A 22,596-nucleotide genomic window follows, 5' to 3' on the forward strand; every position below is an offset into this window, starting at 1 on the left:
CAGACACTTTATCAGCCCTGAACGAAAACGGGCCCCGTCATCAACGATGACGGGGCCCGCTCGATTCGCTTGCCGAGGTTCAACGCGAGGCGAACGCCGCGCAGAAACCACTGACATTATCGGGGCCACAGATGTGATTGACCGAGGTCATCAGCATCTGGCTCGGCGTGGCCTGGAAATCCACCGACATCATCACGCTCAGAGCGGTGATGGTGACGATGGAGAACACGAACAGCTTGCGTGCCCAGACCTTGTCGTCGACGGCCTTGTAGCCCGACACCCCCATCCACAACCAGTAGGCACCGCTGACAGCAGCTACGACGAAGTAGCTGTAGCCGGCATAACCACTGATGGTCAGCATCAGGGTGGCGACCAGGAACGCGGCGATGTACAGGACGATGCTGCGCTTGGCAGCGGGTACGCCCTTGATCACCGGCAACACCGGAATATTGGCGGCCTGGTAGTCATTGAAACGAAAAATGGCGATAGCGTACGAGTGGGGCATCTGCCAGAGGCTGAAGATCAGCAGCAGAATCGCTGCCCCCATATCGAACTCGTTGCTTACAGCGCAATAGCCCACAACAGGCGGAGCGGCGCCCGACAGACTGCCAACCAGGGTTCCATAAACCGAATTCCGCTTGAGGTACAGGCTATACAGCCCAACGTAGACGACGAAGCCCATCAGGACCAAGGCGACTGCAAGCAGGTTAGTGGCTTTATAGAGCAAGGCAACGCCTGCAATCCCGAGGATGCAGGCGTAAACGATGGCATGAGTCGGCGGAACCAGGCCTTTTACCAGCACCCTGTTCTTGGTTCGCTCCATCTTTTCATCGATGTCCCTATCGATGTAGTTGTTGAACACGCAACCGGAAGCAATCACCAGAGCGACGCCAAGCGCTGTTGCCAGGAACAGCGCCAGGTCGATATCCCCTTTCGAAGCCAGGAAGAAACCACCGGCAACGGAAATCATGTTTCCGAAGACGATGCCTGGCTTGGTCAGGAGCAGGTATTGCTTGAACATCAGGCTGCTCTCTTTTAGTTGGCCATCATGTAGTAGTGCATGCTCCAGATGATCCAGATCGAGAGCGCTACGACGATGATGGTGATCAGTATGGTGAACACGAAGGCAACCGTGTTCCAACGCTGCTCGGACGAGGTGTTCATGTGCAGGAAGTACACAAGGTGTACGTAGATCTGCACGACCGCGAACGCCACGATGGTGAACAGCGTGGCCGCTTTCGACATGACGGGATTCATCACGATCGCGAACGGAATCACGGTGAGGATTACCGACAGCACGAAGCCGACGACGTAATCCTTGGTGCTGCCGTGGCTGGCACCCGCGGAGGAGTGGTGATCATGAGCCATTACAGAGCCCCCATCAGATAGACAACGGTAAACACGCAGATCCAGACCACGTCGAGGAAGTGCCAGAACAGACTGAGGCAGCTCAGACGGGTCTGAGTGACCGGCGTCAAACCGCGACTGGCGACCTGGTGCATCATCACTGCCATCCATACCAGACCGGCACTTACGTGCAGGCCGTGAGTACCGACCAGGGTGAAGAACGCGGACCAGTAGGCACTGACCTGAGGAGCGGCGCCCTCGTGAATCAGGTGATGGAACTCGTAAAGCTCGATCGAGATGAACACCAGACCGAACAGGAAGGTGGCAGCCAGCCAGGCAAGCACCTTGCTCTTGTCGCCACGGTACATGGCCAGCATGGCCATGCCGTAGGTGATGCTGGAGAACAACAGGGCGAATGTTTCGACCAGAACGAGTTTCAGGTCGATCAGATCTGCCGGAGTGGGACCGCCGGCGTACGCGGTGCTGAGCACCGCGAAGCCTGCGAAGATACTCGCGAACAGGATGCAGTCGGTCATCAGGTAAATCCAGAACCCGAAGACCTTCATTTCACCCGCATCGTGGTGATGTTCGTGCTCATGCTCATCGGCATGAGCAGCGTGGTTGCTGATCACTTCACTGGACATGGTTTACGCCTGATTAGCCTTTGCTTGAATGTGTGCCTTTTCGATCCGCTCGATCTCATCGGGCTGCACGTAGTAGTCGACGTCCTGGTTGTAGCTGTTGCGAATCAGGACGGCGAAGGTGCCGACGAAGCTCAATGCAGCCAGCCACCAGATGTGCCAGATCAGGGCGAAACCGAAGGCCAGAGCGCCTACGGACATGATCAGGCCAACGCCGGTGTTCTTCGGCATGTGAATCGGTGCGTACTTGCTCGGCGCAGCCGGCAGACCGTCACGCTTCATCTCATGGAATTCGTCGATGCGATCACCATGTGGCGTTACCGCGAAGTTGTAGAACGGCGGTGGCGACGAGGTCGACCATTCCAGGGTGCGAGCGTCCCATGGGTCGCCAGTCACGTCGGCCAGTTCCTTGCGCTTGATGATCGATACAGCGAACTGGATCACGGTGCACAGGATACCGATACCGATCAGCACGGCGCCGACCACGGCGATGTGCAGCCACGGCTCCCATTCCGGGTTGGTGGTGCTGTTCAGACGACGGGTCATGCCCATGAAGCCGAGAATGTACAGCGGCATGAACGCCAGGTAGAAACCGACGATCCAGAACCAGAAGGACGCCTTGCCCCAGCCTTCGTGCAGCTTGAAGCCGAACGCTTTCGGGAACCAGAAGGTGATACCGGCCATGTAGCCGAATACCGCACCGCCGATGATCACGTTGTGGAAGTGGGCAATCAGGAACAGGCTGTTGTGCAGCAGGAAGTCAGCGCCCGGAACGGCCAGCAGAACGCCGGTCATACCACCGATGGAGAAGGTGATGATGAAGCCCAGGGTCCACAGGATCGGCGAAGTGAATTCCAGACGACCGCGGTACATGGTGAACAGCCAGGTGAAGATCTTCACACCGGTCGGAATGGCGATGATCATCGTCGCGATACCGAAGAAGGCGTTGACACTGGCCCCGGAGCCCATGGTGAAGAAGTGGTGCAGCCACACCACGAACGACAGCACGGTGATGGCAATGGTAGCCCAGACCATCGAGGCATAACCGAACAGACGCTTGCGGGCGAATACGGCAGTCACCTCGGAGAACACCCCGAAGGCCGGCAGGATCAGGATGTACACCTCAGGGTGGCCCCAGGCCCACAGGAGGTTGACGTACATCATTGGATTGCCACCAGCGTCGTTGGTGAAGAAGTGGAAATCCAGGTAACGATCCAGGGTCAGCATGCCGAGTACGGCGGTCAGGATCGGGAAGGCGCCGCAGATGATCACGCTGGTGCACAGAATGGTCCAGGTGAAAATCGGCATCTTGAACAGGGTCATGCCGGGGGCGCGCATCTTGATGATGGTCACGAAGAAGTTGACACCCGTCAGCAGCGTACCGATACCGGATATCTGTAGCGCCCAAATGTAGTAGTCGACCCCTACCCCGGGACTGTATTCGATTCCTGACAAAGGCGGATACGCGACCCAGCCGGTCATGGCGAACTCACCGACGAACAGCGAGATGTTGGTCAGCAGCACACCGACCACGAACAGCCAGAAGCTCAGGGAGTTGAGGAACGGGAAGGCAACGTCGCGCGCACCGATCTGCAGTGGCGTGACGATGTTCATCAGGCCGACCACCAGTGGCATGGCCACGAAGAAGATCATGATCGTACCGTGAGCGGTGAAGATCTGATCGTAGTGGTGCGGCGGCAGATAGCCTTCGGAACCGCCGGTAGCGATGGCGAGCTGGGTACGCATCATGATGGCGTCGGCAAAACCGCGCAGCAGCATGACCAGGGCGACGAGAATGTACATCACGCCGATCTTCTTGTGGTCGACCGAAGTCAGCCACTCGGTCCACAGGTAGCCCCACTTCTTGAAGTAGGTCAGCGCGGCGAACAGCCCGAGACCACCCAGAACCACGGCAATCATCGTGATTACCAGGATGGGCTCGTGCAGGGGTATTGCGTCTAGTGTCAGCTTTCCGAACATCGTTTATTCCTCCGCACCTGAATCGTGCGCGGCTTCGCTCACAGGGTTGCTCTTGTAATCGATGTACTGGCCAAGAATCTGCCGGAACAGACCAGGCTGAGCGTTGAAGTACTCGACTGGGTTGTTTTCACTCGCTTTGGACAGCAACTGATAGCTGCCATCGAAAGTCAGCGTGTCAGGCGACTGTTTGACCTTGGTCACCCACTGCTCGAACTCTTCGTTGCTGGTCGAATGCACCTTGAACTTCATGCCCGAGAAGCCGTGCCCGCTGTAGTTGCCCGACAGGCCGAAGAACTCGCCCGGTTCGTTGGCAATCAGGTGCAGCTGGGTGCGCATGCCGCCCATGGCGTAGACCATGCCGCCCAGTTGCGGGATGAAGAAGGTGTTCATCACCGACTGCGAGGTGATCTGGAAGCTCAGCGGGGTGTTTTCCGGAATGTACAGTTCATTGACGGTAGCGATGCCCTGCTCCGGGTAGATGAACAGCCATTTCCAGTCCAGCGAAACCACTTCGACGACCAGAGGCTTGACGTCGGACTCGATCGGCTTGTACGGGTCGAGCGAGTGGGTGGTTTTCCAGGTGATGACCGCCAGCACGGCGACGATCACGCAGGGCACGCCCCAGACGATGGCCTCGATCTTGTGCGAGTGAGCCCACTCGGGCGCGTAGGTCGCGTCCTTGTTCGAGGAGCGATAGCGCCAGGCGAACAGAATGGTCATGAAAATGACGGGAACCACCACGATCAGCATCAGCAGAGTGGCGGTAATGATGAGGTTGCGCTGCTCGATGCCGATCTGGCCTTTCGAATCGAAAAGAACCCAGTCGCAGCCACTCAGGGAGACGGCCACGACAATCGTCAGAAGCGTGCGGAACAAGCGGTGGTACTTCTCTTCTCTCATTTCACGACCTTCAGCAAAGTGATATCCCACATATCGTTCTGTTCAGCCTGATACCCAATACGGCAGGGCATGCCAGGAAAACGGTGCGCTCGCACACCGAAATCGTTTCAGCATCGAAACCACTAAACGGAGGGGGCGACATTTTCGGTTACGCAGCCGAAAAAACCAACTGCATAACGACGATGGGCCTACAAATAGTCGGGATGTAGTGCTCGCCCCGGCCTGCCCCAGCCCTACACCACCAACCGCAACCCTGCGGCCGGTGATATCTCGCTTAGCTCGCAAAGCCCCATATGACCGCACCTGTAGCGCGAGGTAAAACCACGGCTCGCTAGCCAGCTGCGAATAAACGGATGAGTTGCGACTCATAATAGTGGCTCATATCGCCGAATTTGCGCGGCAATATGTCGCACAGCAATAGCCACTCATAAAAAGGCTATTAGGGTAAATCAGGATCCTTCGGCAGATTGCCAATCGCAATAGCAACCAACGGCCATGGTGTTGGCCGCGGAAACGCTGCGATTAGCTGAAAGCGCATCGAGGATCGGTTCAACGAAACTGTTCGAGGAGTTGCACACCAGCCCCTCACTGTAAGGGCCGGCGTAGGCCAGGCGCCCCTGTTGATCCCAGATGGCGATGGCCGGGCTCGCCGGAATCGATTCCATCCCTTCCAGGGACTCCAGTGGCGTGAGTTTGCCGCGCAGGAACGGCAGCATCTCGCCCACGCTTCCCGGCTTCTGCACGCTGTAAAACTCGACCCCGGAGAAACGGTAGAGGCTGATCAGGTAATTGAGGTGAGCATCGGTTTCCTTGTGGCAGGGGCACTGCGGATCCCAGAAATGCACCACACGAATCTTGCCAGGCCCGGCCAGTTCGGCCGGCAGCTTGAGCCCGCCACCCTGGAAGAACACCGCCTGCTGCTCCTGATCACCGAAGGGACGCAGATAAGCGACACCGAAACGTGCCCAGACCCACGCACCGATCGCCAGCATGATCGCCAGCGCCAGCAGGCATAGAATCAGAAGAAAGCGCTTGGACGGAGCCGTCTGCGTCTTGCTCATCTACTCTGGCTCACGGCCGTATTTGATACGGAACTGCTTTTCCATTTCCTTGCAGCTATCGGTAGCGAAAGAGCGCGAGGTCGGCTTGGCGGTCGGGTCGTTTGCCTTGACCCAGCAGGCCTGGATGGCGGCTAGCTCGTTGGCTTGAATATCGGCAGTCTGCTCACGGGTGATGGCATAGATGATGATGCCGAAGACCAGCGCAATGAAGCCGAGACCGAGCAGGGTCAGCCACAGACATCCACCGCGTTTACCAGTGTCCGCCTGCTCCGTGGATCGATTGCGTGCCTTGTCGTCGCTCATGTCTACACCCCGCCGAAGAGGGTGCGGAACATAGCATTTTTACCCATGCCGCGGCAGGGACCAAAAAGCACATAGAAAATGAAGGGTTATCGCCCTCCCCCGCCCTGTCTGGCCTATAAGGCCCGCGGTCATGGGCTTCAGACGCGAGCGCCACGAAGTCTGTCGTCGACAACGGACATACTCCGTTACGACCCATACCGTCGCCAAGGGAACCCCTTGAGCACCCCGCCAACTGTAGCGTCAGGCGCAATCGTCACGATGCCTGACGAGGTCGCTGCGGGGGGCCAGCAAATTTCTGGTCAAACCTATTGCGGTGAACTTCACTCATACCTTGTGAGGGCTGAATTGAATTGCGGGTGCCGCACGATCCAGGCTGATCAGCTCTCGGATATCTCATGTCGGCAGGAAATGCTGGAGCCAGAGGAGAAGAGTCATGATCAATCACATTTGGGGGCTACTGGCCCATCCGGGCCGCGAGTGGCGCAACATCGACCGGGAAAAGGAGAGCATCACTGAGCTTTACGCCCATCACGTTCTGCTGATGGCACTCATTCCCGTGGTCAGTGCCTTTATCGGAACCACCCAAATCGGCTGGCATCTGGGTGGAGAAGCATACAAGGTGGCGATGCCGACGGCGGCTGCGCTGGGCATCGCGTTCTATATCCTGATGCTGGTCGGCGTGGCCATCATGGGTAACGTCATCCACTGGATGTCCGATTCGTTCGCCAGTCGCCCGAGCCGTCGCCGCTGCATCGTCTTTGCCGGCTATGTCGCCACACCGCTGTTCATCGCAGGCATCTCGTTGCTCTACCCGAAAGCCTGGTTACTGCTACTCGTTGGCATCATCGCGCTCGCCTACAGCGCTCGCCTACTTTATGTAGGCATGCCGGCGTTTCTGCGCATTCCCGTCAACGAGGGACTGACCATCTCTGGCGGTACCCTGGCCATTGGTGTACTGCTGCTGGAGCTGATCCTCGCACTGACCGTGGCACTCTGGGGGTTGGGCTTCAACGACTATGCGGTGAGCTGGTCGCTGTTCCGCTAGAAGCAGCTCCAAGCTGCAAGCCTCAAGCTGCAATTAAGAGCGCCGCGGGAAGCTTCAAACTTGAGGCTTGCAGCTGCTTCAAAGGAACCAGCGATACTCACGGGCACTGATGCTATCCATGAACGCAAGGTGATCCTGACGCTTGTTCTCGCAATAGACCATCACGAACTCCTCCCCCAAGCCGTTGTTCACCGCCTGATGGTGACGCATGGCAGTAACTGCCGAGAGCATGTCCATGGGGAAGTCGATACCGCTCTGACGGTTCTCGTTCAACGGCGCGATGGGTTCCAGTCGCTGCTCCAGACCATGCTCCATCGCCGCCAGAATCGCCGCCAATACCAGATAGGGATTGGCATCGGCGCCAGCCAGCCGGTGCTCGATGCGCAGGTTGCGCGCGTCCGAGTCGGGAATACGCACGCAGGCATCGCGATCTTCATAGCCCCAACTGGCACGGCTCGCGGCATTCACCCGCGAGCCGTAGCGACGGTAGGCATTGTGGTGGGCGGCGAAGATCGGCATGCAGTGCGGCAACCATTCCAGGCAACCAGCCACCGCGTGGCGTAGCGGGCGCTGCTCATCGACCGCCAGCAGATTATTGCCCTGCTCGTCATAGAGGCTCACGTGCACGTGCATGCCACTGCCCGGTGCATCAAGGTAGGGCTTGCTCATGAAGCTGGCCCGATGCCCGTTCCTGAGTGCCACGCCACGGGTGAGCCGGCCGAACAGCGCAGCCCAGTCGGCCGCCTGCAGGCCATCCTCACAGTGACCGAAGTTGATTTCGAATTGCCCAGGGCCGATTTCTGCGGTGATCACATTGGCGTCGATGCCCTGTTCGTTGGCCGCCTCGACGATCTCGTGCAATACCGTGGAGAAACGCGACAGGCGCTCGATATGCAGGTTCGGCTGATCGTCTTCATCGCCACACAGCGAATCACGCGGATACTGCGGCAGCCCGTCCTTGAGGGCGCGATCGAACAGATAGAACTCCAATTCGAAAGCGACGACCGGACGAATACCCTTCGCGGCCAGACGCTTCAGCACCCGCGACAGCACCTCCCGCGGCTCGAACTCGATGGGCGATTCGGTGCCATCCGAGCTGATCAGCATCTGGCCCAGCGGCTGGCTTTCCCAGCGCACCGGCTTGAGCGTGCCGGGAATCAACCGGCGGGTGGCATCCGGGTCGCCATCATTGAAGCAGTAATCACCAATCGGATGCAGGCCACCCTGGGCACCGAGCAGCACACAGTTCTGCGGCAGCTTGAGCAGGCTGCCTGCGGCGACTTTCTCCAGCATCTCGATGGGATAGCGCTTGCCATAGAAATGTCCGGGAATGTCCAGGCAGATCAGATCGACATAGCGAACGTCGGGGTGAGCGGCGCGGAAAGTACGGACTTCGTCGAGCAGGTTGTCGGTGGTCATGTCGAGGATCCTGTGTCCGCTCAGCGGAACACCCAGAGTACCCGTGCGGGCTGATCGGTAAGATTGGCGTAGCGAAACTGACTATGTGGCGGTAGCTGGAAGCTGTCGTTGGGGCCGAGGATGACCGGCTCCGGCTGATCATCCAGCCAGATGCTCAGGTGCCCTTCGAGTACGAAACCGCCCTGCTCCGAACTGTCGTTCAGATGCCCGTCGCCACTGCTGGCACCGGGTGCCAGGTGGCTCTCCAGCATGGAGAATCCAGCCGACATGCTCGGCGAGACCAGCACATCGGTGATCCCACCGGCGTAGTACAACGTGCGGCGTTCGCCAGGTCGGGTGACCCAGGGCAACATCCGGGGCTTGGCGAGGCTGTAGAAATAGGTGGTCGGTACACCCAGGGTCTCGCTGATGGCGGTCAGATCCGCCACGGTCGGCCGCGACAGGCCACGCTCGACCTGGGACAGGAAACCCACCGAGCGACCGATACGCGCTGCCAACTCACCCAGCGTCAGGTTCTTGTGCTTGCGCAGGTCGCGAATCAGGATCGCGAGCCCCTCGATTTCTTCTTGCATATCCATGGCGCTGTCCTTCAGATGCTGTCGCGCAGCCGGTACCAGGCCTTGCCCGCCGCTTCGAGCGGCGCAGCCAGCCAGGAGCCGCCAGGAAAACGTGGATTGCCGATGCGTTGATAAAGCGCCAGCAACTGCTCAGCGCCGAGGATCGAGTCGGCCACCGCCCGCGCGGCGGCCAGGGTCGGTAGCACGCCGTGCCCGGAGAAACCCTGCAGCCAGTAACGCTGCCCCTGGCGGCCGACATCCGGCGTGCGCTTCATGGTGACGTCGATATGCCCGCCCCAACCAAACTCTATGTCCACACCGGCAAGCTGTGGAAAGACGCGCTCCAGATAAGGACGGGTAGCAGCGGGAATATCTCTGGGCAACCCACCCAGGTAGGTGCAGCCGCCACCGAACAACAGCCGATTGTCCGGTGTCAGGCGGAAGTAATCGGGAACGAACTGGTTGTCGATCACGCAACTGTCATGGGGCAGCAGCGATTGCGCCAACTGCGGGTCGAGCACGGCCGTCGTGACCTGATAGGAACCCACCGGCAGCACGCGACGGGATAACGAGGTATCCAGATCGTCGAGATACGCATTGCAGGCCAGCACCAGTACATCGGCGCGCACCTCACCCTCGGCTGTGCGTGCAAGATAGCCGCCGGGTATTTCCTCGTAGCCGAGCACCTGGCTTTGCTCGAAGACCCGCCCACCGGCCTGTTCGATGGCAGACGCCAGCCCCTGGGCCAGCTTCAGTGGATTCAGGTGGGCGCCCTGAGCGTCGTAGAGCGCCGCCACATAACGCGGGCTGTCGATCCACTCGCGCAGCTCCGCGTCCTCGATCAGGCGCAAATCCTGATAGCCCCATTTCTGCAGCGCTTCGCTTTGCGCCTCGCGCAACTGGCTGACGCGGCGCGGCTGCACGGCAGCCCACAAGCTGCCAACCCGGTAGTCGACCGCGAAACCATGACGCTCGGGCAGCTCGCGCATTTCCTCGGCGGCCCAGCACATGCTGTCCCACAGGCTTCGCGCGCCCTCCAGGCCGAGTGCCTTTTCCAGCGGCGGCATATCGCAGGACCAGCCCAGCAAGGCCTGCCCACCATTTCGCCCGGACGCGGCCCAGGCCACTCGACTGGACTCCAGTAGCACCACGCGCTTGCCACTCAGGGCCAGACGCAAGCCCGTATGCAAACCACTGAAACCGGCGCCGATAATCAACACATCGCAGTCGAGGCTGGCCTCCAGACGCGGGCGTAGTGGGATCGTGCCGGGATAGGTGCCAGCATAGTAGGTACCGACATGCTGGGTAGACTGCTTGAACATGAGATGAAATTATCTGGCGATATTTCATGAAAAAATACATCATTAATTTCATATCGCCAAGCGCAGTCGGGTCATCGACACCTTTGCCAGCGATGAGCGAACGGTTAAGCGCCGGCCGGGTCGAACATCGACAACAATCGAAGCACTGGCGGCTGCATGACCAGAACCGGCCATGAAGCGCAGCCCGCGAGTGCCCAGGAGCCTTAGCATGACCCGACTCTCACACCTGACCACTCCCCTTCTGCTGGCTTTCGGCATTCTGCTGATCGCCGGCTGTGCCAGCCGCGAAGATGAAACCCAAGCACCTGCAGCCACGGTGACACCGGAGCAGCAGGCGGTCGATGACGATTTCCAGCGCTTGAGCAGCCTGGCTCAGCGTGGCGATCTGGATAGCCAATTCAAGCTCGGCAGTTTCTACTTCGTCGGTAAACCACAGAAGGATCTCAAGCAGGCCGAATACTGGTGGAAACAGGCGGCCGATCGCGGTCATGCCGAAGCGGCCGTCAGCCTTGCCTACCTGTACACCGGGCGCGACAACCCGGAGTTCGGCAACCCGCAAGCCATGCTCAAGTACCTGAACCAGTCCGCCAGCAGCGGCAACCCCATGGCCCAGCACATTCTCGGCAACCTTTACATGCGCGGCATCCAGGGCGTCGAACGTGACCCGAATCAGGCTCGCCGCCTGTTCCAGAGTGCCTGCCGGCAGAACTATGCGGCCAGTTGCAAAGCGCTGGATAGCAAACCGGGCGCCTGATCACATTACGGCTGCAGATCGAAAGAAGCCTGCCCGGTGAGCGCATCGAAAGGCACGGAGAAATGTTCATGGGCGATCAGCCAATGCCCGTCCTGCTTGCGATAGCACTGGCTGACGCGCATCCATGACGACTGCATTTCACCCTGCTCGTTCGCACCCCCGCAGTGGCAGATAAAATAGCCGAAGCCCAGATCCTGCCCCAGCTCTACATGCAACTGCTGCATGTCGAACAAAGTGGGCCCCGAACACATCTCCATGCAAGCCTGCCAGTGGGCCATGTAGGTGTCGCGCCCCTTGAACTGCAACTGTCCTACCGCATCGAACGCCACGACATCGATGCTGTAGTGTTCGCTGATGCGATGCAGGTTCTTGTCGCTAACGGCTTGCCTCCAATGTCCCAGCATCTGCTCGATGCTGGCATGGTCAGCCGCATTTTGAGTGATGGTATTCATCGCCTCCTCCAGTCGTCGCTACACTCGAAGCGCTCGTTCGCCCCGACGTAGTCTTACTCTAGCCGCCCGATGCGCAGCGGCCAGAGAAAGCGACCAATGCCCTACCCGGCAACTACGCCAGTTCCAACAACACCTCATCCAGCGCCTGCACCAGCAGATCGGCATGCTCGCTCTGAAACGTCAATAAAGGACGAATCTTCAGGATGTTCTCCAGCGGCCCGGCCGCGCTGATCAGCACGCCACGCTCACGCATGCCATTGACCACGCGCCGCGTCTGCTCGGCAGCCGGTTTTTTCATCTTGCGGTCGGTTACCAGTTCCACGCCGAGGAACATTCCGGCCCCGCGCACGTCACCGATCAGTTCGTGGCGCTCGCTCAGCTTGCGAAGCTCGCTGAGCAGGTAAGCACCGATCTGCGTCGAATGCTGCTGCAACCCTTCGTCACGGATCACATCCAGCACCGCCTGGCCGGCGGCGCAGGACACCGGGTTGCCGCCGAAAGTATTGAAGTAGCGCATGCTGCGGCCGAAAGGTTCGAGCACTTCAGGGCGCACCACCACGCCGGCAATCGGCTGGCCATTGCCCATGGGTTTGCCGAGGCTGACCAGATCGGGTTGCACACCGTGCCGCTGAAACCCCCACATATGCGCGCCAGTGCGGGCGAAACCGCACTGCACTTCGTCGGCGATATACAGCAGGCCTTCGGCTCGAGCGATGGCGACCGCCTCGGCGATGCAGCCTTGGGGATCTGCGAAGATACCGTCGCTGGCGAAGATACCGTCGATCAGCAGCGCTGCGGGCTTGATGCCGTTGATACGCATGTCGGCGATGGCGGCGCACACGTCTTCGGCGAACAGCTTGCCGGCTTGCTCCGCCCCCAGACGATAGGCGTCCGGCGCACGAACGGTGCGTGCATGAACCGGCAACTGAATGCTCGCCCCGAGTGATGGCGACAGCGAGGAAATATCGCCGGTTACCCCGTGGTAGGCGAAGCGGGTGATGATCACCCCGGTGCCGCCGGTGTAATGCCGGGCGATGCGCAGGGCCAGGTCGTTGGCTTCGCTGCCGGTGCAGGTGAACATCACTTGCTGCAACGCATCGGGAAAGGTGCCAAGCAGGCTCTCGGCATAATCGAGAATGCCTTCCTGCAGATAACGGGTGTGGGTATTCAGCCGCGCTGCCTGTTCGGCGATGGCCTGCACCACTCGCGGGTGGCAATGGCCGATGGAGGCGACATTGTTGTAGGCATCCAGATAGCGGCGCCCGGACTCGTCATACAGCCACACGCCCTCGCCGCGCACAGTGTGCAGCGGGCGTTAACCGGTGCGCTTGTGACGCACCGGGTGACACTCAAGGGTAGGAACCGCGGTCAGGCTTGTGGCCCGGCGCGTATATGCAAACCCGCCTTGGCGGGTTCGCATATTGGTTACAGCGGGGTGAGCAGCTCGCCACGCACTATAAAGGCATCGAGATTATCGAACACCAGGTTTTCCATGGCCAGCCTGGTTTCCTCGGTGGCACTGCCGACGTGGGGCAATAGCACCACATTGGGCATTTCGAATAGCGCCTCGGGCACCCGCGGCTCGTCCTCGAACACGTCCAATCCCGCACCGCCCAAGGTACCCGCTTGCAATGCCGCAACCAACGCCTGCTCATCCACCACGCTGCCGCGGGCGATATTCACCAGAATGCCGTCTGCACCCAGGGCTTCGAGTACCGCGGCGTCGATCAGGTGATGGGTCGACGCACCGCCCGGGCAGGCCAGTACCAGAAAATCCGCCCAACGAGCCAGGGCCTTGAGATCGGCCTCGTAGCCATAGCTGGTAGCTGGATCCTGGCGACGGTTGTGGTAGCGGATAGTCATATCGAAGCCGGCCGCGCGCTTGGCAATGTCCTTGCCGATCCGGCCGAAACCGACGATGCCCAGCTTCTTGCCGCTGACCTTGCGAGTCAGCGGGTACTGGCCCTTGAGCCATTTGCCCTGACGCACATGCTGATCGGCAGCGGAAAACTGCCGGGCGGTGTCGATAAGCAGACCGATAGCCGTGTCGGCGACACACTCGTTGAGCACATCCGGCGTGGTGCTGATCGGGATGCCCCGCCCTTTCGCCTCATCGACTGCGATCGAATCGTAGCCGACGCCGAAACTGCAGATGGCACGCAGGTTGGGCATCTGCGCCAGTTGCTCGGCCGAGCAACCGTAGCGAGCAGAAGTGACCACGATGTCGATATCGGCACCGTGCTCGGCGAGAAAATTATTGGGCTGTTCCCATAAACGGGTCAGCTGATAGTCGCGCTGCAGACGCTCGTTGAAACGCGTCGGGAAACGACCGACCTGAAGCACGTTGGGACGACTCATACAGCTCTCCTCTATTTCAGGCGAAAGTCCGGATGATACCTGCAATGTTCCGGGCAGCGATGCTCTGGAAAGCATCGTTGTCCGATAATCGATCAAGTCACGGGAGCCGGGTTGAAAAGCACCAGATCATTATGCAGGCGGTGCTTCTCCGCCCAGGTCTGCTTCTTGCCGCTGGCGACATCCAGGTAGATCTGGAAAATGTGCCAGCCCATTTCATCGAGGGTCATACGCCCCGAGGTGATCTGCCCGGCGTCCACGTCGATCAGATCCGGCCAGCGCTCTGCCAGCTGAGTACGGGTAGCCACCTTGATCACCGGCACCATGGACAAGCCGTAAGGCGTGCCGCGACCGGTGGTGAAGATATGCAGGTTCATACCGGCCGCCAGCTGCAGCGTGCCACAGATGAAATCACTGGCCGGGGTAGCGCAGAAGTACAGGCCTTTGCCACGAATCCGCTCGCCGGGCGACACGACGCCGGCAATCGGGCTGGTGCCGGACTTGGCGATGGAACCCATGGCCTTTTCGACGATATTGTTCAGGCCGCCCTTCTTGTTGCCTGGCGTGGTGTTGGCGCTGCGATCGGCCATCCCACGCTCCAGGTAGCGGTCGTACCAATCCATTTCATGGATTAGCGCATCGGCGATTTCCGTGGTCGCAGCCCGCGGGGTCAGCAGGTGAATACCGTCACGCACTTCGGTGTTCTCCGAGAACATCACGGTGGCGCCGGCCCGCACCAGCAGATCCGATGCCACGCCCAGCGCCGGGTTCGCGGTGATGCCGGAGAACGCGTCGCTGCCGCCGCATTGCATGCCGACCACCAGTTCGGAAGCCGGCACGGTTTCCCGACGACGCTGATCGAGCACCTTCAGGCGTTCCTCGATCATGGCCATGATTTCTTCGACCATGCCGATGAAGCCGGTGCTGGAGTCCTGCAAACGGAACAGCCAGTCCTCCTCCTCTATGCCATTGGTCAGCAGGTCGCCATCCATCAGCTGGTTGGCCTGCAGCTTTTCGCAGCCCAGGCTGATCACCAGCGCCTGGCCGCCGAGGTTGGGGTTGCGGCTGATGTTGTAGAGGGTACGGATCGGCACCACGGCGTCCGGCGCGTTGATCGCCACGCCGCAGCCGTAGCTGTGCGACAGCGCCACCACATCGTCGACGTTCGGGTATTTGGGAAGGATTTCCTTGCGCACTCGGTCGACGCAATGATCGAGAACGCCCACCACGCACTGCACGGTGGTGGTCACGCCCAGAATGTTGCGCGTACCGACCGTGCCGTCCGGGTTACGGAAGCCTTCGAATGTATAGCCTTCCAGCGGCGCCGACACAGGGGCCTTGATCGTCGCCTTGGGCAGGTTGTCCAGCACCGGTGGCTCGGGCATGCGCAGCACCGCCTCGGTCACCCAGGTTCCGGCGGCGATGGGTTTCAGGGCATAGCCGATCACTTCACCGTAACGCACCACGTTGCCACCTTCGGGAATCGCCACCAGCGACACCTTATGACTCTGCGGTATGCCCTCCAGCGCCTCCAGGCCATCGGCGAAACGGCCACCGGCCGCCACGCCCTGCTCATTGACCACCACGCCGACATTATCGTCGGCGTGCAGGCGGATGTAACGCGGGGAGTCCTGATGTTGAATGAGTTCCATGAGGCTAATCCTTTTCTTGTTTTTTCATTGCCATACAAGGCCGCGCAGCCAGTGCCACGCGCCATTGTATGGGTGCTCAGGCCGACGCCGGCGAGGGCGCCAGCCGCCCAAAGGCGGGGTCAAAAAATTGCCGGGAGCGGCTTTTAACGTCGCTTGCCACGGACGCCAGAGATGGCAAGGCCATAAAAATCTCGAGTTGGGACTGGGCCCGGTCGCTAGCCAATAATGGCAACGAGCGCGATGCCTGGACTCGGTCTCAGGACGCCGAGCGCAGACAGGCCAATGCAGAAGCTGCCCGCGATGGGGCATGGGAAGGATGTGCGGATACTGTTTTTCACGGCTTTATTGTCCTTATTGGCTGACGGTGCCTGGCTCGGTGACTGACAATCGATAATTGCGCAATCAATCCGGCAGTGAACATGGCACCACGCAGTTCGCTACGAGGCTGACTTTACTATGATTGCGCAATCATTCAAGTGCTTTTGTCATGTTGTCAGTTGTCTGATGAGAAGTCAGGTAGTAGCCCGGTCGACCAGCGTAAAGCCGGTATCCATGCGCACCGGCTGCAATTCGGAATCGTCGCGGAAGCGCTTTAGCAGCGCGCTGGCGACCAGTTTGCCCATGCGCGCACCATCGACATTCACCGTCGACAGCGCCGGGTGAAGATGCGCGGCACTGGACAGATCACCAAAGCCCATCACCGCCAACTGGCCGGGAATGTCGATCCCCTGACTCGCCGCTTCGGCCAGAATGCCCTGGGCCACGGTGTCCGAACTGCAGACGATCACTTGCGGGTCATGCCCCTCGGCGAGCAGTTGACGTAGCCCTTCTCGCCCACTCTGCAAGGTCGCTGGTGCAGCGAGAACCGCCATCGGCACCTCGTCGACGCCCAGCGCCTTGAGCTGCGACACCACACTGCTGCCGCGCTTGAACGCACGGGAGTCGTCGACCGAAACGATAGCGAAGCGCCGATATCCCTTGGCATGCAGATGACTGGCGATCGCCTGGCCGACCTTTTCGTGAGAGAAGCCCACCTGCATGTCGATGGGGGACGCCCCCAGATCCCAGGCCTCGACGACAGGAATACCGGCAGCCTGCAAACGCAGGCGACTCTCCTCGGTATGCAGCGTACCGGTCAATACGATGCCGTCCGGGCGACGGCCCAATACCGCGCCGAGCAAACGCTCTTCCTGCTCGGCTGAATAACCGGTGAGGCCGATCATGGTCTGGTAGCCCGCGACGGTCAGGTGATCCATCAGCGACTGCACGGTTTCAGCGAAGATCGAGTGAGCGATGGTCGGCACGAAGATGGCGATCAGTCGGCTTTTGTTCGACGCCAGGCCGCCCGCCAGCATGTTCGGCACGTAGCCGGTCACCCGCACCGCCTCGAGCACCTTCTTGCGCGCATCCTCGCTGACCACTTCGGGTCGGTGCAGCGCTCGCGACACGGTGATCGGCGAAACGCCAGCCACCTTGGCCACATCGATCAGGGTGATGCTCGCCCCCTTGTTCGCCGCCGAAAGAGAAGATGAAGAACGAGAGGATTTCTTTGCCATGACGGGCCGCGGGTTGTGCGAGGGAAGCCGCATCTTAACCAGCGAACCGGGCGGCAACTAGCGGCAGGCGCAGACAGACCTGTAATCAGGTGTTGCCCCCTGAAAGCAGAAAGCCCGGGCGATAGGCCCGGGCTTTCTGACACCTCGAAGAGGTGAACGTGCTTACTGCGGGCCCTGGGCGTCGATCAGGGCAGCCAGTTGCTCGTACTCGGCCGGCAGCAGGTCGGTCAGCGGAGCCCGAACCGGGCCTGCATCGTAGCCGGAAATCTTGGCGCCAGCCTTGACGATGCTCACTGCGTAACCGGATTTCAGGTTGCGGATATCCAGATACGGCAGGAAGAAGTCATCGATGATCTTGGCGACGGCGGCGTGATCTTCACGGGCGATTGCGCGGTAGAAGTCCATTGCGGTTTTCGGAATGAAGTTGAACACCGCCGACGAGTAGACCGGTACACCCAGTGCCTTGTAGGCAGCGGCATAAACTTCAGCGGTCGGCAGACCACCCAAGTAGGTGAAACGATCACCCAGACGACGACGGATCGACACCATCAGTTCGATGTCGCCCAGACCATCCTTGTAACCGATCAGGTTCGGGCAGCGCTCGGCCAGTTGCTCCAGCAGCGGAGCGGTCAGGCGGCAGACGTTACGGTTGTAGACGACTACACCGATCTTCACCGATTTACAGACTTGCTCGACGTGAGCGGCAACACCTTCCTGCGACGCTTCGGTCAGGTAGTGCGGCAGCAGCAGCAGGCCTTTGGCGCCCAGGCGCTCGGCTTCCTGTGCGTACTGAATCGCCTGGCGAGTGGAACCGCCCACGCCAGCGAGGATTGGCACGCTGCCCGCGCAGGTGTCGACGGCGGTCTTGATGACCGACGAGTACTCGTCGGCAGCCAGGGAGAAGAATTCACCGGTACCGCCAGCCGCGAACAGAGCAGTCGCGCCGTAGGGGGCCAGCCACTCCAGGCGACGTGCGTAGCCAGCCGGGTTGAATTCACCAGCGGCATCGAAGTCGGTCAGCGGAAAGGACAGCAGGCCGGAGGAGAGGACGGATTTTAATTCTTGTGGAGTCATTCTTCTTACACCCTTGGATGAGGACATGGAGGCCGTTACCGGCAACTGAAGTCATACGTTATCGTACAACTATTAAAAATCCAAGCAGTCGGACGCATTTTTCTTTCTATTGCACCGTTTCGGAGCAACCACTGAATAATCCAACGAAATGTCCAAAAACCAGGAAAAACCTCGGTAAATCTCTAATTACATCGGGAATATCATGCTTTAGATTGGCGAAAACTCGCTTTCTGGCGGAAAAATTTTCCACCAACCCGGCATGAAAAAGGTCATCAGCAGCCGACAAGTCATACGACAACATCAGCCAGATAGCCGTTATGAATCGACAATGACAAAGGTGCGCGACATGACGACACCCATCCGCAAAGGCCAGGACATTGACGTCCCTCACGCCGAACCGCCCTCCCCCGCAGCCCTCGCTTATCGCGATGCGACTCCCCTCTCCCAGCCGTCGAGCGAGAGAAGGCGCAGGTAACGACCCGCACTCAAGTCCGTATCACACCTCCACGAGCCTCCGTTCCCATAACAGAGTCGTGTGAGGCTGCGCCGATACGTTCAATCCGCTGGAGCCCAACGGGTCTTCCCGCAACCTTCGCGGCACAATAACAAGAGAAGCGAAACACCTCCCTACGCACCGCCCTCAGCCTGTTCGCCGCCCTGCACATGAGCGCCACCGCCGCTCATGTGCAGGCCGACGACAAGTACCCGAGCAAAGCCATTCAGGTGGTATTGCCCATCGCACCGGGTGGCGACACGGATGTGAACGCCCGCGTGTTCAACCGTTATCTGGAAAAGGAGTTGGGCAAACCGCTGGTAGCGGTCAGCGAGGTAAAAAGGAAAAGCCGCTGCAGCCGAACAAACTGCAGCGGCTTTTCCGCGTCCACCAGAAAGCATGTCTTTGTAAAAGCTGGCTTGCCAGCGAAACCATTTCAATGCACCGTCAGTTCGATCTTCATTACTGCTATCGCGAGCAAGCTCGCCCCTACAACGATCACTTTTAGACACTCTGAAACGACAAAGGCCGCTGTAAACAGGGCCTTTGTTTGTAGATCAGTGAGACTGACGCTTACTGAGCGCCCTGCGCCTTGACCAGTGCCGCCAGTTGCTCGTATTCGGCCGGCAGCAGGTCGGTCAGCGGAGCCCGAACCGGGCCTGCATCGTAGCCGGAGATCTTGGCACCAGCCTTGACGATGCTCACTGCGTAACCGGCTTTACGGTTACGGATGTCCAGGTACGGCAGAAAGAAGTCATCGATGATCTTGCCAACGGTGGCGTGATCGTCGCGAGCGATCGCGTGGTAGAAATCCATCGCGGTTTTCGGGATGAAGTTGAACACCGCCGAGGAGTAAACGGGCACGCCCAGTGCCTTGTAGGCAGCGGCATAGACTTCAGCGGTCGGCAGGCCGCCCAGGTAGCTGAAACGGTCGCCCAGACGACGGCGGATCGACACCATCAGTTCGATGTCGCCCAGGCCGTCCTTGTAGCCGATCAGGTTCGGGCAGCGCTCGGCCAGTTGTTCCAGCAGCGGAGCGGTCAGGCGGCAGACGTTACGGTTGTAGACGACTACACCGATCTTCACCGATTTACAGACTTGCTCGACGTGGGCGGCAACACCTTCCTGCGAGGCCTCGGTCAGATAGTGCGGCAGCAGCAGCAGGCCTTTGGCGCCCAGGCGCTCGGCTTCCTGTGCGTACTGAATCGCCTGGCGAGTGGAACCGCCCACGCCAGCGAGGATTGGCACGCTGCCCGCGCAGGTGTCGACGGCGGTCTTGATGACGGACGAGTACTCGTCGGCAGCCAGGGAGAAGAATTCACCGGTTCCGCCAGCCGCGAACAGAGCGGTAGCGCCGTAGGGGGCCAGCCACTCCAGGCGACGTGCGTAGCCTTCAGGATTGAACTCGCCTTGGGCGTCGAAATCGGTCAGCGGGAAAGACAGCAGACCGGAGGAGAGGACGGATTTTAATTCTTGTGGGGTCATTCTTCGAACACCTGTAAAGCGGGTTGAAATGAAAGGGCAGCCGCAGCCGTTAGAGATACGTTATCGTACGACCAAAATGAAAGCTAATACTTTCTTCTGAACAACCGCCAGTGAAGGCTTGCGGAAGCTGACGCCACCAAGTTGACAAGTTCGGAATCGGCTGAGCACACTCCGTCATATGACAACCTATAACAATAGATGTACGCCAGGCGGTAACGCACCCTCTCCCACCCACTAACCCAGCACGCGCGCATGGCGCACGTCCCCATGGAACCCTGGCGTTCATTTTTTTGCTGAACTCATCACCACCTACATCCCTGACAACAACAAGAAGGACATGACCATGAAACTCAGACGTACCCTGCTGTCGACCGCATTTCCTCTGGCCCTGCTGATCCCCTCCCTATCCGACGCGATAACCTTGCAAGTTGCCGATACGCAACCCAAGGGCTATCCAGCCATTACAGCCATTGAACATATGGGCGAAAAACTCAGCACCGCGACCAACGGCGAGATCACCATGAGGGTGTTCGCAGGCGGTGTACTGGGTGGAGAAAAGGAAGCGATAGAACAGGCCCAGATCAACGCCATTCAGCTAACTCGCGTCTCCCTTGGCGTCGTAGGCCCCGTGGTGCCGGATGTGAACGTCTTCAATATGCCCTTCGTGTTCCGCGACAGTGCGCATATGCGCAAGGTCATCGATGGTGAAATCGGCCAGGAGATTCTCGACAAGATAACCAACTCCACATTCGAGCTGGTCGGCTTGGCGTGGATGGACGCCGGTTCGCGAAATTTCTATAGCAAAGAGCCCATCCGCACGCTTGCCGACCTGAAAGGCAAGAAAATGCGCATGATGGAAAACCCGCTCTTTCTCGACACCATGAATGCACTGGGCGGCAGCGGCATTGCCATGGGTACCGGGGAAACCTTCAGTGCCCTGCAGTCCGGGGTGATCGATGGCGCCGAGAACAATCCAGCCGTCATGCTCGCTCAGAACCACCAACAGGTTGCCAAGTACTTCAGTGAAACCAGTCACCTGATCATTCCCGAGCCTCTGGTGATGTCGAAGAAGGCCTGGGAAGCGCTCAGCGCTGAGCAGCAAACGCTGGTGAGGAAGTTCGCCCGAGAGGCGCAGATGGAACAAAGGGCCCTCTGGGACATACAGGTGGCACAAAGCGAAGAAAAACTGAAGGCTGCGGGGGTCGAGTTCATCCAGGTGGATCGCAAGCCGTTCTATGAAGCCACGGCGGCAATCCGTGATAAGTACGGCGCGCCTTACGCCGCACTGATCGAACGCATCGAAGCCGTTCAGTGACACTGGCATCCGCTGCGGCCCTCGCCGTGGCGGATAACTGCTACACCGCAAGAGCCAGAGCCTATGACCACCTCATTCGAAATGACCTGTGACTGCCACGCGCATATTTTCGGTGATCACACCCGCTACCCCCTGGCAAGCGGTGCGGACTATCTCCCCGCTACCGCCACTGCAGACGACTACCAGCAGGTGCTAAGCAGCCTGAGCGTAGAGCGCTGCGTACTGGTACAGCCCAGTGTCTATGGCACCGACAACAGTTGCATGCTCGATGCGCTCACCCAGCTTGGCCCCAAGGCACGAGGCGTGGCAGTCATCGGCCGCGATACGCCACTCGAACAGCTACAGGCCATGCATCGGATTGGCGTGCGCGGTGTACGCCTGAATACCCTCGCCGCCAATGGCCCCACACTGCAGGAGCTCGCTTATGTCGAAGAACAGATCAGCAGCCTGCAATGGCACCTGCAACTGCTTTTGCGGCCGGAAACCCTGCCCAGCGCACTCGAGCACATCGAGCGCCTCGACGGCCCGGTGGTGCTGGATCACTTCGCGTCCTGCTCTCCCGCAACGGATGCAGGCACCCTCGATGCGCTATTCGATCTGGTAAATCGCAAGAAGAATGTGTGGATAAAGCTCTCCGCACCTTATCTGTTCAGCGATTGTTCCGAGTCCGCGCTGCACCATTATCGAACCTTCACCGAGCGCGCCGCAGAGCTCATGCCGGATCGTTTGTTATGGGGAACCGACTGGCCCCACACCGCCCGCCAGGACGCCAGCATCAGCACGCATCAGTTGCAGCGGTTACTCCTCGGCTGGCTGAGCAGCGCTGCAGTACGCGAGCAGATCACCGTTCACAATCCAGCCAGACTCTATGGCTATTGAATCAGG

At 59.7% G+C, this 22,596-nt stretch carries 21 protein-coding genes and 1 pseudogene; 5 read left to right on the forward strand and 17 right to left on the reverse strand.

What is annotated here, in order from left to right:
* Nucleotides 1-79: 79 nt before the first annotated feature.
* From cyoE to DNK10_RS22735, 7 genes are all read right to left on the reverse strand, one after another.
* Entirely contained in the window at nt 80-1,024 is a 945-nt protein-coding gene (cyoE, locus tag DNK10_RS22705; RefSeq protein ID WP_207389993.1) for a heme o synthase, read from the reverse strand.
* An 11-nt stretch (nt 1,025-1,035) separates the two neighbouring features.
* Nucleotides 1,036-1,368, reverse strand: coding sequence for a cytochrome o ubiquinol oxidase subunit IV (locus tag DNK10_RS22710; protein ID WP_131179785.1), 333 nt, complete (start codon nt 1,366-1,368; stop codon nt 1,036-1,038).
* On the reverse strand, nt 1,368-1,991 hold the full coding sequence (gene cyoC / locus DNK10_RS22715; protein ID WP_131179784.1) for a cytochrome o ubiquinol oxidase subunit III: 624 nt from the start codon (nt 1,989-1,991) through the stop codon (nt 1,368-1,370). The genes DNK10_RS22710 and cyoC overlap by 1 nt, the downstream gene beginning before the upstream one ends.
* Nucleotides 1,992-1,994: 3 nt before the next feature.
* Nucleotides 1,995-3,968 (reverse strand): cytochrome o ubiquinol oxidase subunit I, encoded by a 1,974-nt coding sequence (cyoB, locus tag DNK10_RS22720; protein WP_131179783.1) that lies wholly within the window; start codon nt 3,966-3,968, stop codon nt 1,995-1,997.
* A 3-nt stretch (nt 3,969-3,971) separates the two neighbouring features.
* The gene (gene cyoA, locus DNK10_RS22725; protein WP_131179782.1) at nt 3,972-4,868 is read right to left on the reverse strand and encodes a ubiquinol oxidase subunit II; all 897 of its coding nucleotides are present in this window, start codon (nt 4,866-4,868) and stop codon (nt 3,972-3,974) included.
* 449 nt (nt 4,869-5,317) lie between these two features.
* Nucleotides 5,318-5,929: a DUF6436 domain-containing protein gene (locus DNK10_RS22730; protein WP_131193126.1), complete on the reverse strand. Its 612-nt coding sequence runs from the start codon at nt 5,927-5,929 to the stop codon at nt 5,318-5,320.
* Nucleotides 5,930-6,232, reverse strand: coding sequence for a hypothetical protein (locus DNK10_RS22735; RefSeq protein WP_131179780.1), 303 nt, complete (start codon nt 6,230-6,232; stop codon nt 5,930-5,932).
* Nucleotides 6,233-6,665: 433 nt separating this feature from the next.
* On the opposite strand from DNK10_RS22735, the gene DNK10_RS22740 reads away from it, so the two are divergent.
* Nucleotides 6,666-7,277 (forward strand): Yip1 family protein, encoded by a 612-nt coding sequence (locus DNK10_RS22740; protein WP_131179779.1) that lies wholly within the window; start codon nt 6,666-6,668, stop codon nt 7,275-7,277.
* A gap of 78 nt (nt 7,278-7,355) precedes the next feature.
* Here the strand turns inward: DNK10_RS22740 and DNK10_RS22745 are convergent, their stop codons facing one another.
* Genes DNK10_RS22745 through DNK10_RS22755 form a run of 3 tightly spaced genes read right to left on the reverse strand, consistent with a single transcriptional unit; the run spans nt 7,356 to nt 10,575 of the window.
* The gene (locus tag DNK10_RS22745; RefSeq protein WP_131193127.1) at nt 7,356-8,696 is read right to left on the reverse strand and encodes a glutamine synthetase family protein; all 1,341 of its coding nucleotides are present in this window, start codon (nt 8,694-8,696) and stop codon (nt 7,356-7,358) included.
* 20 nt (nt 8,697-8,716) lie between these two features.
* Nucleotides 8,717-9,274: a helix-turn-helix domain-containing protein gene (locus DNK10_RS22750; protein ID WP_131179777.1), complete on the reverse strand. Its 558-nt coding sequence runs from the start codon at nt 9,272-9,274 to the stop codon at nt 8,717-8,719.
* Between the two features lie 11 nt (nt 9,275-9,285).
* Nucleotides 9,286-10,575, reverse strand: coding sequence for an NAD(P)/FAD-dependent oxidoreductase (locus DNK10_RS22755; protein ID WP_131193128.1), 1,290 nt, complete (start codon nt 10,573-10,575; stop codon nt 9,286-9,288).
* A gap of 208 nt (nt 10,576-10,783) precedes the next feature.
* Here DNK10_RS22755 and DNK10_RS22760 point away from each other — a divergent pair, with 208 nt between their 5' ends.
* Complete coding sequence (locus DNK10_RS22760; protein ID WP_131193129.1) at nt 10,784-11,329, forward strand: tetratricopeptide repeat protein; 546 nt, start codon at nt 10,784-10,786, stop codon at nt 11,327-11,329.
* 5 nt (nt 11,330-11,334) lie between these two features.
* Here the strand turns inward: DNK10_RS22760 and DNK10_RS22765 are convergent, their stop codons facing one another.
* From DNK10_RS22765 to kdgD (DNK10_RS22790), 6 genes and pseudogenes are all read right to left on the reverse strand, one after another.
* Nucleotides 11,335-11,781, reverse strand: coding sequence for a YybH family protein (locus DNK10_RS22765; RefSeq protein ID WP_131193130.1), 447 nt, complete (start codon nt 11,779-11,781; stop codon nt 11,335-11,337).
* Nucleotides 11,782-11,893: 112 nt separating this feature from the next.
* Nucleotides 11,894-13,096 (reverse strand): annotated as a pseudogene (locus tag DNK10_RS22770) (aspartate aminotransferase family protein); the annotation flags it as partial.
* A gap of 110 nt (nt 13,097-13,206) precedes the next feature.
* On the reverse strand, nt 13,207-14,139 hold the full coding sequence (locus DNK10_RS22775) for a 2-hydroxyacid dehydrogenase (RefSeq protein ID WP_131193132.1): 933 nt from the start codon (nt 14,137-14,139) through the stop codon (nt 13,207-13,209).
* Nucleotides 14,140-14,231: 92 nt separating this feature from the next.
* Nucleotides 14,232-15,788, reverse strand: a complete 1,557-nt coding sequence (garD, locus tag DNK10_RS22780; RefSeq protein ID WP_131193133.1) for a galactarate dehydratase — start codon at nt 15,786-15,788, stop codon at nt 14,232-14,234.
* A gap of 512 nt (nt 15,789-16,300) precedes the next feature.
* The gene (locus DNK10_RS22785) at nt 16,301-17,344 is read right to left on the reverse strand and encodes a LacI family DNA-binding transcriptional regulator (RefSeq protein ID WP_131193134.1); all 1,044 of its coding nucleotides are present in this window, start codon (nt 17,342-17,344) and stop codon (nt 16,301-16,303) included.
* A gap of 162 nt (nt 17,345-17,506) precedes the next feature.
* Nucleotides 17,507-18,418, reverse strand: a complete 912-nt coding sequence (kdgD, locus tag DNK10_RS22790) for a 5-dehydro-4-deoxyglucarate dehydratase (RefSeq protein WP_131179769.1) — start codon at nt 18,416-18,418, stop codon at nt 17,507-17,509.
* Between the two features lie 663 nt (nt 18,419-19,081).
* Between kdgD (DNK10_RS22790) and DNK10_RS26045 the strand changes: the two genes are divergently transcribed.
* On the forward strand, nt 19,082-19,507 hold the full coding sequence (locus DNK10_RS26045) for a hypothetical protein (RefSeq protein WP_208738859.1): 426 nt from the start codon (nt 19,082-19,084) through the stop codon (nt 19,505-19,507).
* Here DNK10_RS26045 and kdgD (DNK10_RS22800) read toward each other — a convergent pair.
* Nucleotides 19,485-20,396 (reverse strand): 5-dehydro-4-deoxyglucarate dehydratase, encoded by a 912-nt coding sequence (gene kdgD / locus DNK10_RS22800; RefSeq protein WP_131179768.1) that lies wholly within the window; start codon nt 20,394-20,396, stop codon nt 19,485-19,487. The genes DNK10_RS26045 and kdgD (DNK10_RS22800) overlap by 23 nt on opposite strands.
* Before the next feature lie 343 nt (nt 20,397-20,739).
* Here kdgD (DNK10_RS22800) and DNK10_RS22805 point away from each other — a divergent pair, with 343 nt between their 5' ends.
* Nucleotides 20,740-21,711 (forward strand): TRAP transporter substrate-binding protein, encoded by a 972-nt coding sequence (locus DNK10_RS22805; RefSeq protein WP_131193135.1) that lies wholly within the window; start codon nt 20,740-20,742, stop codon nt 21,709-21,711.
* A gap of 63 nt (nt 21,712-21,774) precedes the next feature.
* Nucleotides 21,775-22,590, forward strand: coding sequence for an amidohydrolase family protein (locus DNK10_RS22810; protein WP_131193136.1), 816 nt, complete (start codon nt 21,775-21,777; stop codon nt 22,588-22,590).
* Nucleotides 22,591-22,596 lie beyond the last annotated feature (6 nt).

It is taken from the genome of Phytopseudomonas daroniae (assembly GCF_004327275.1).
Lineage (GTDB): Bacteria > Pseudomonadota > Gammaproteobacteria > Pseudomonadales > Pseudomonadaceae > Aquipseudomonas > Aquipseudomonas daroniae.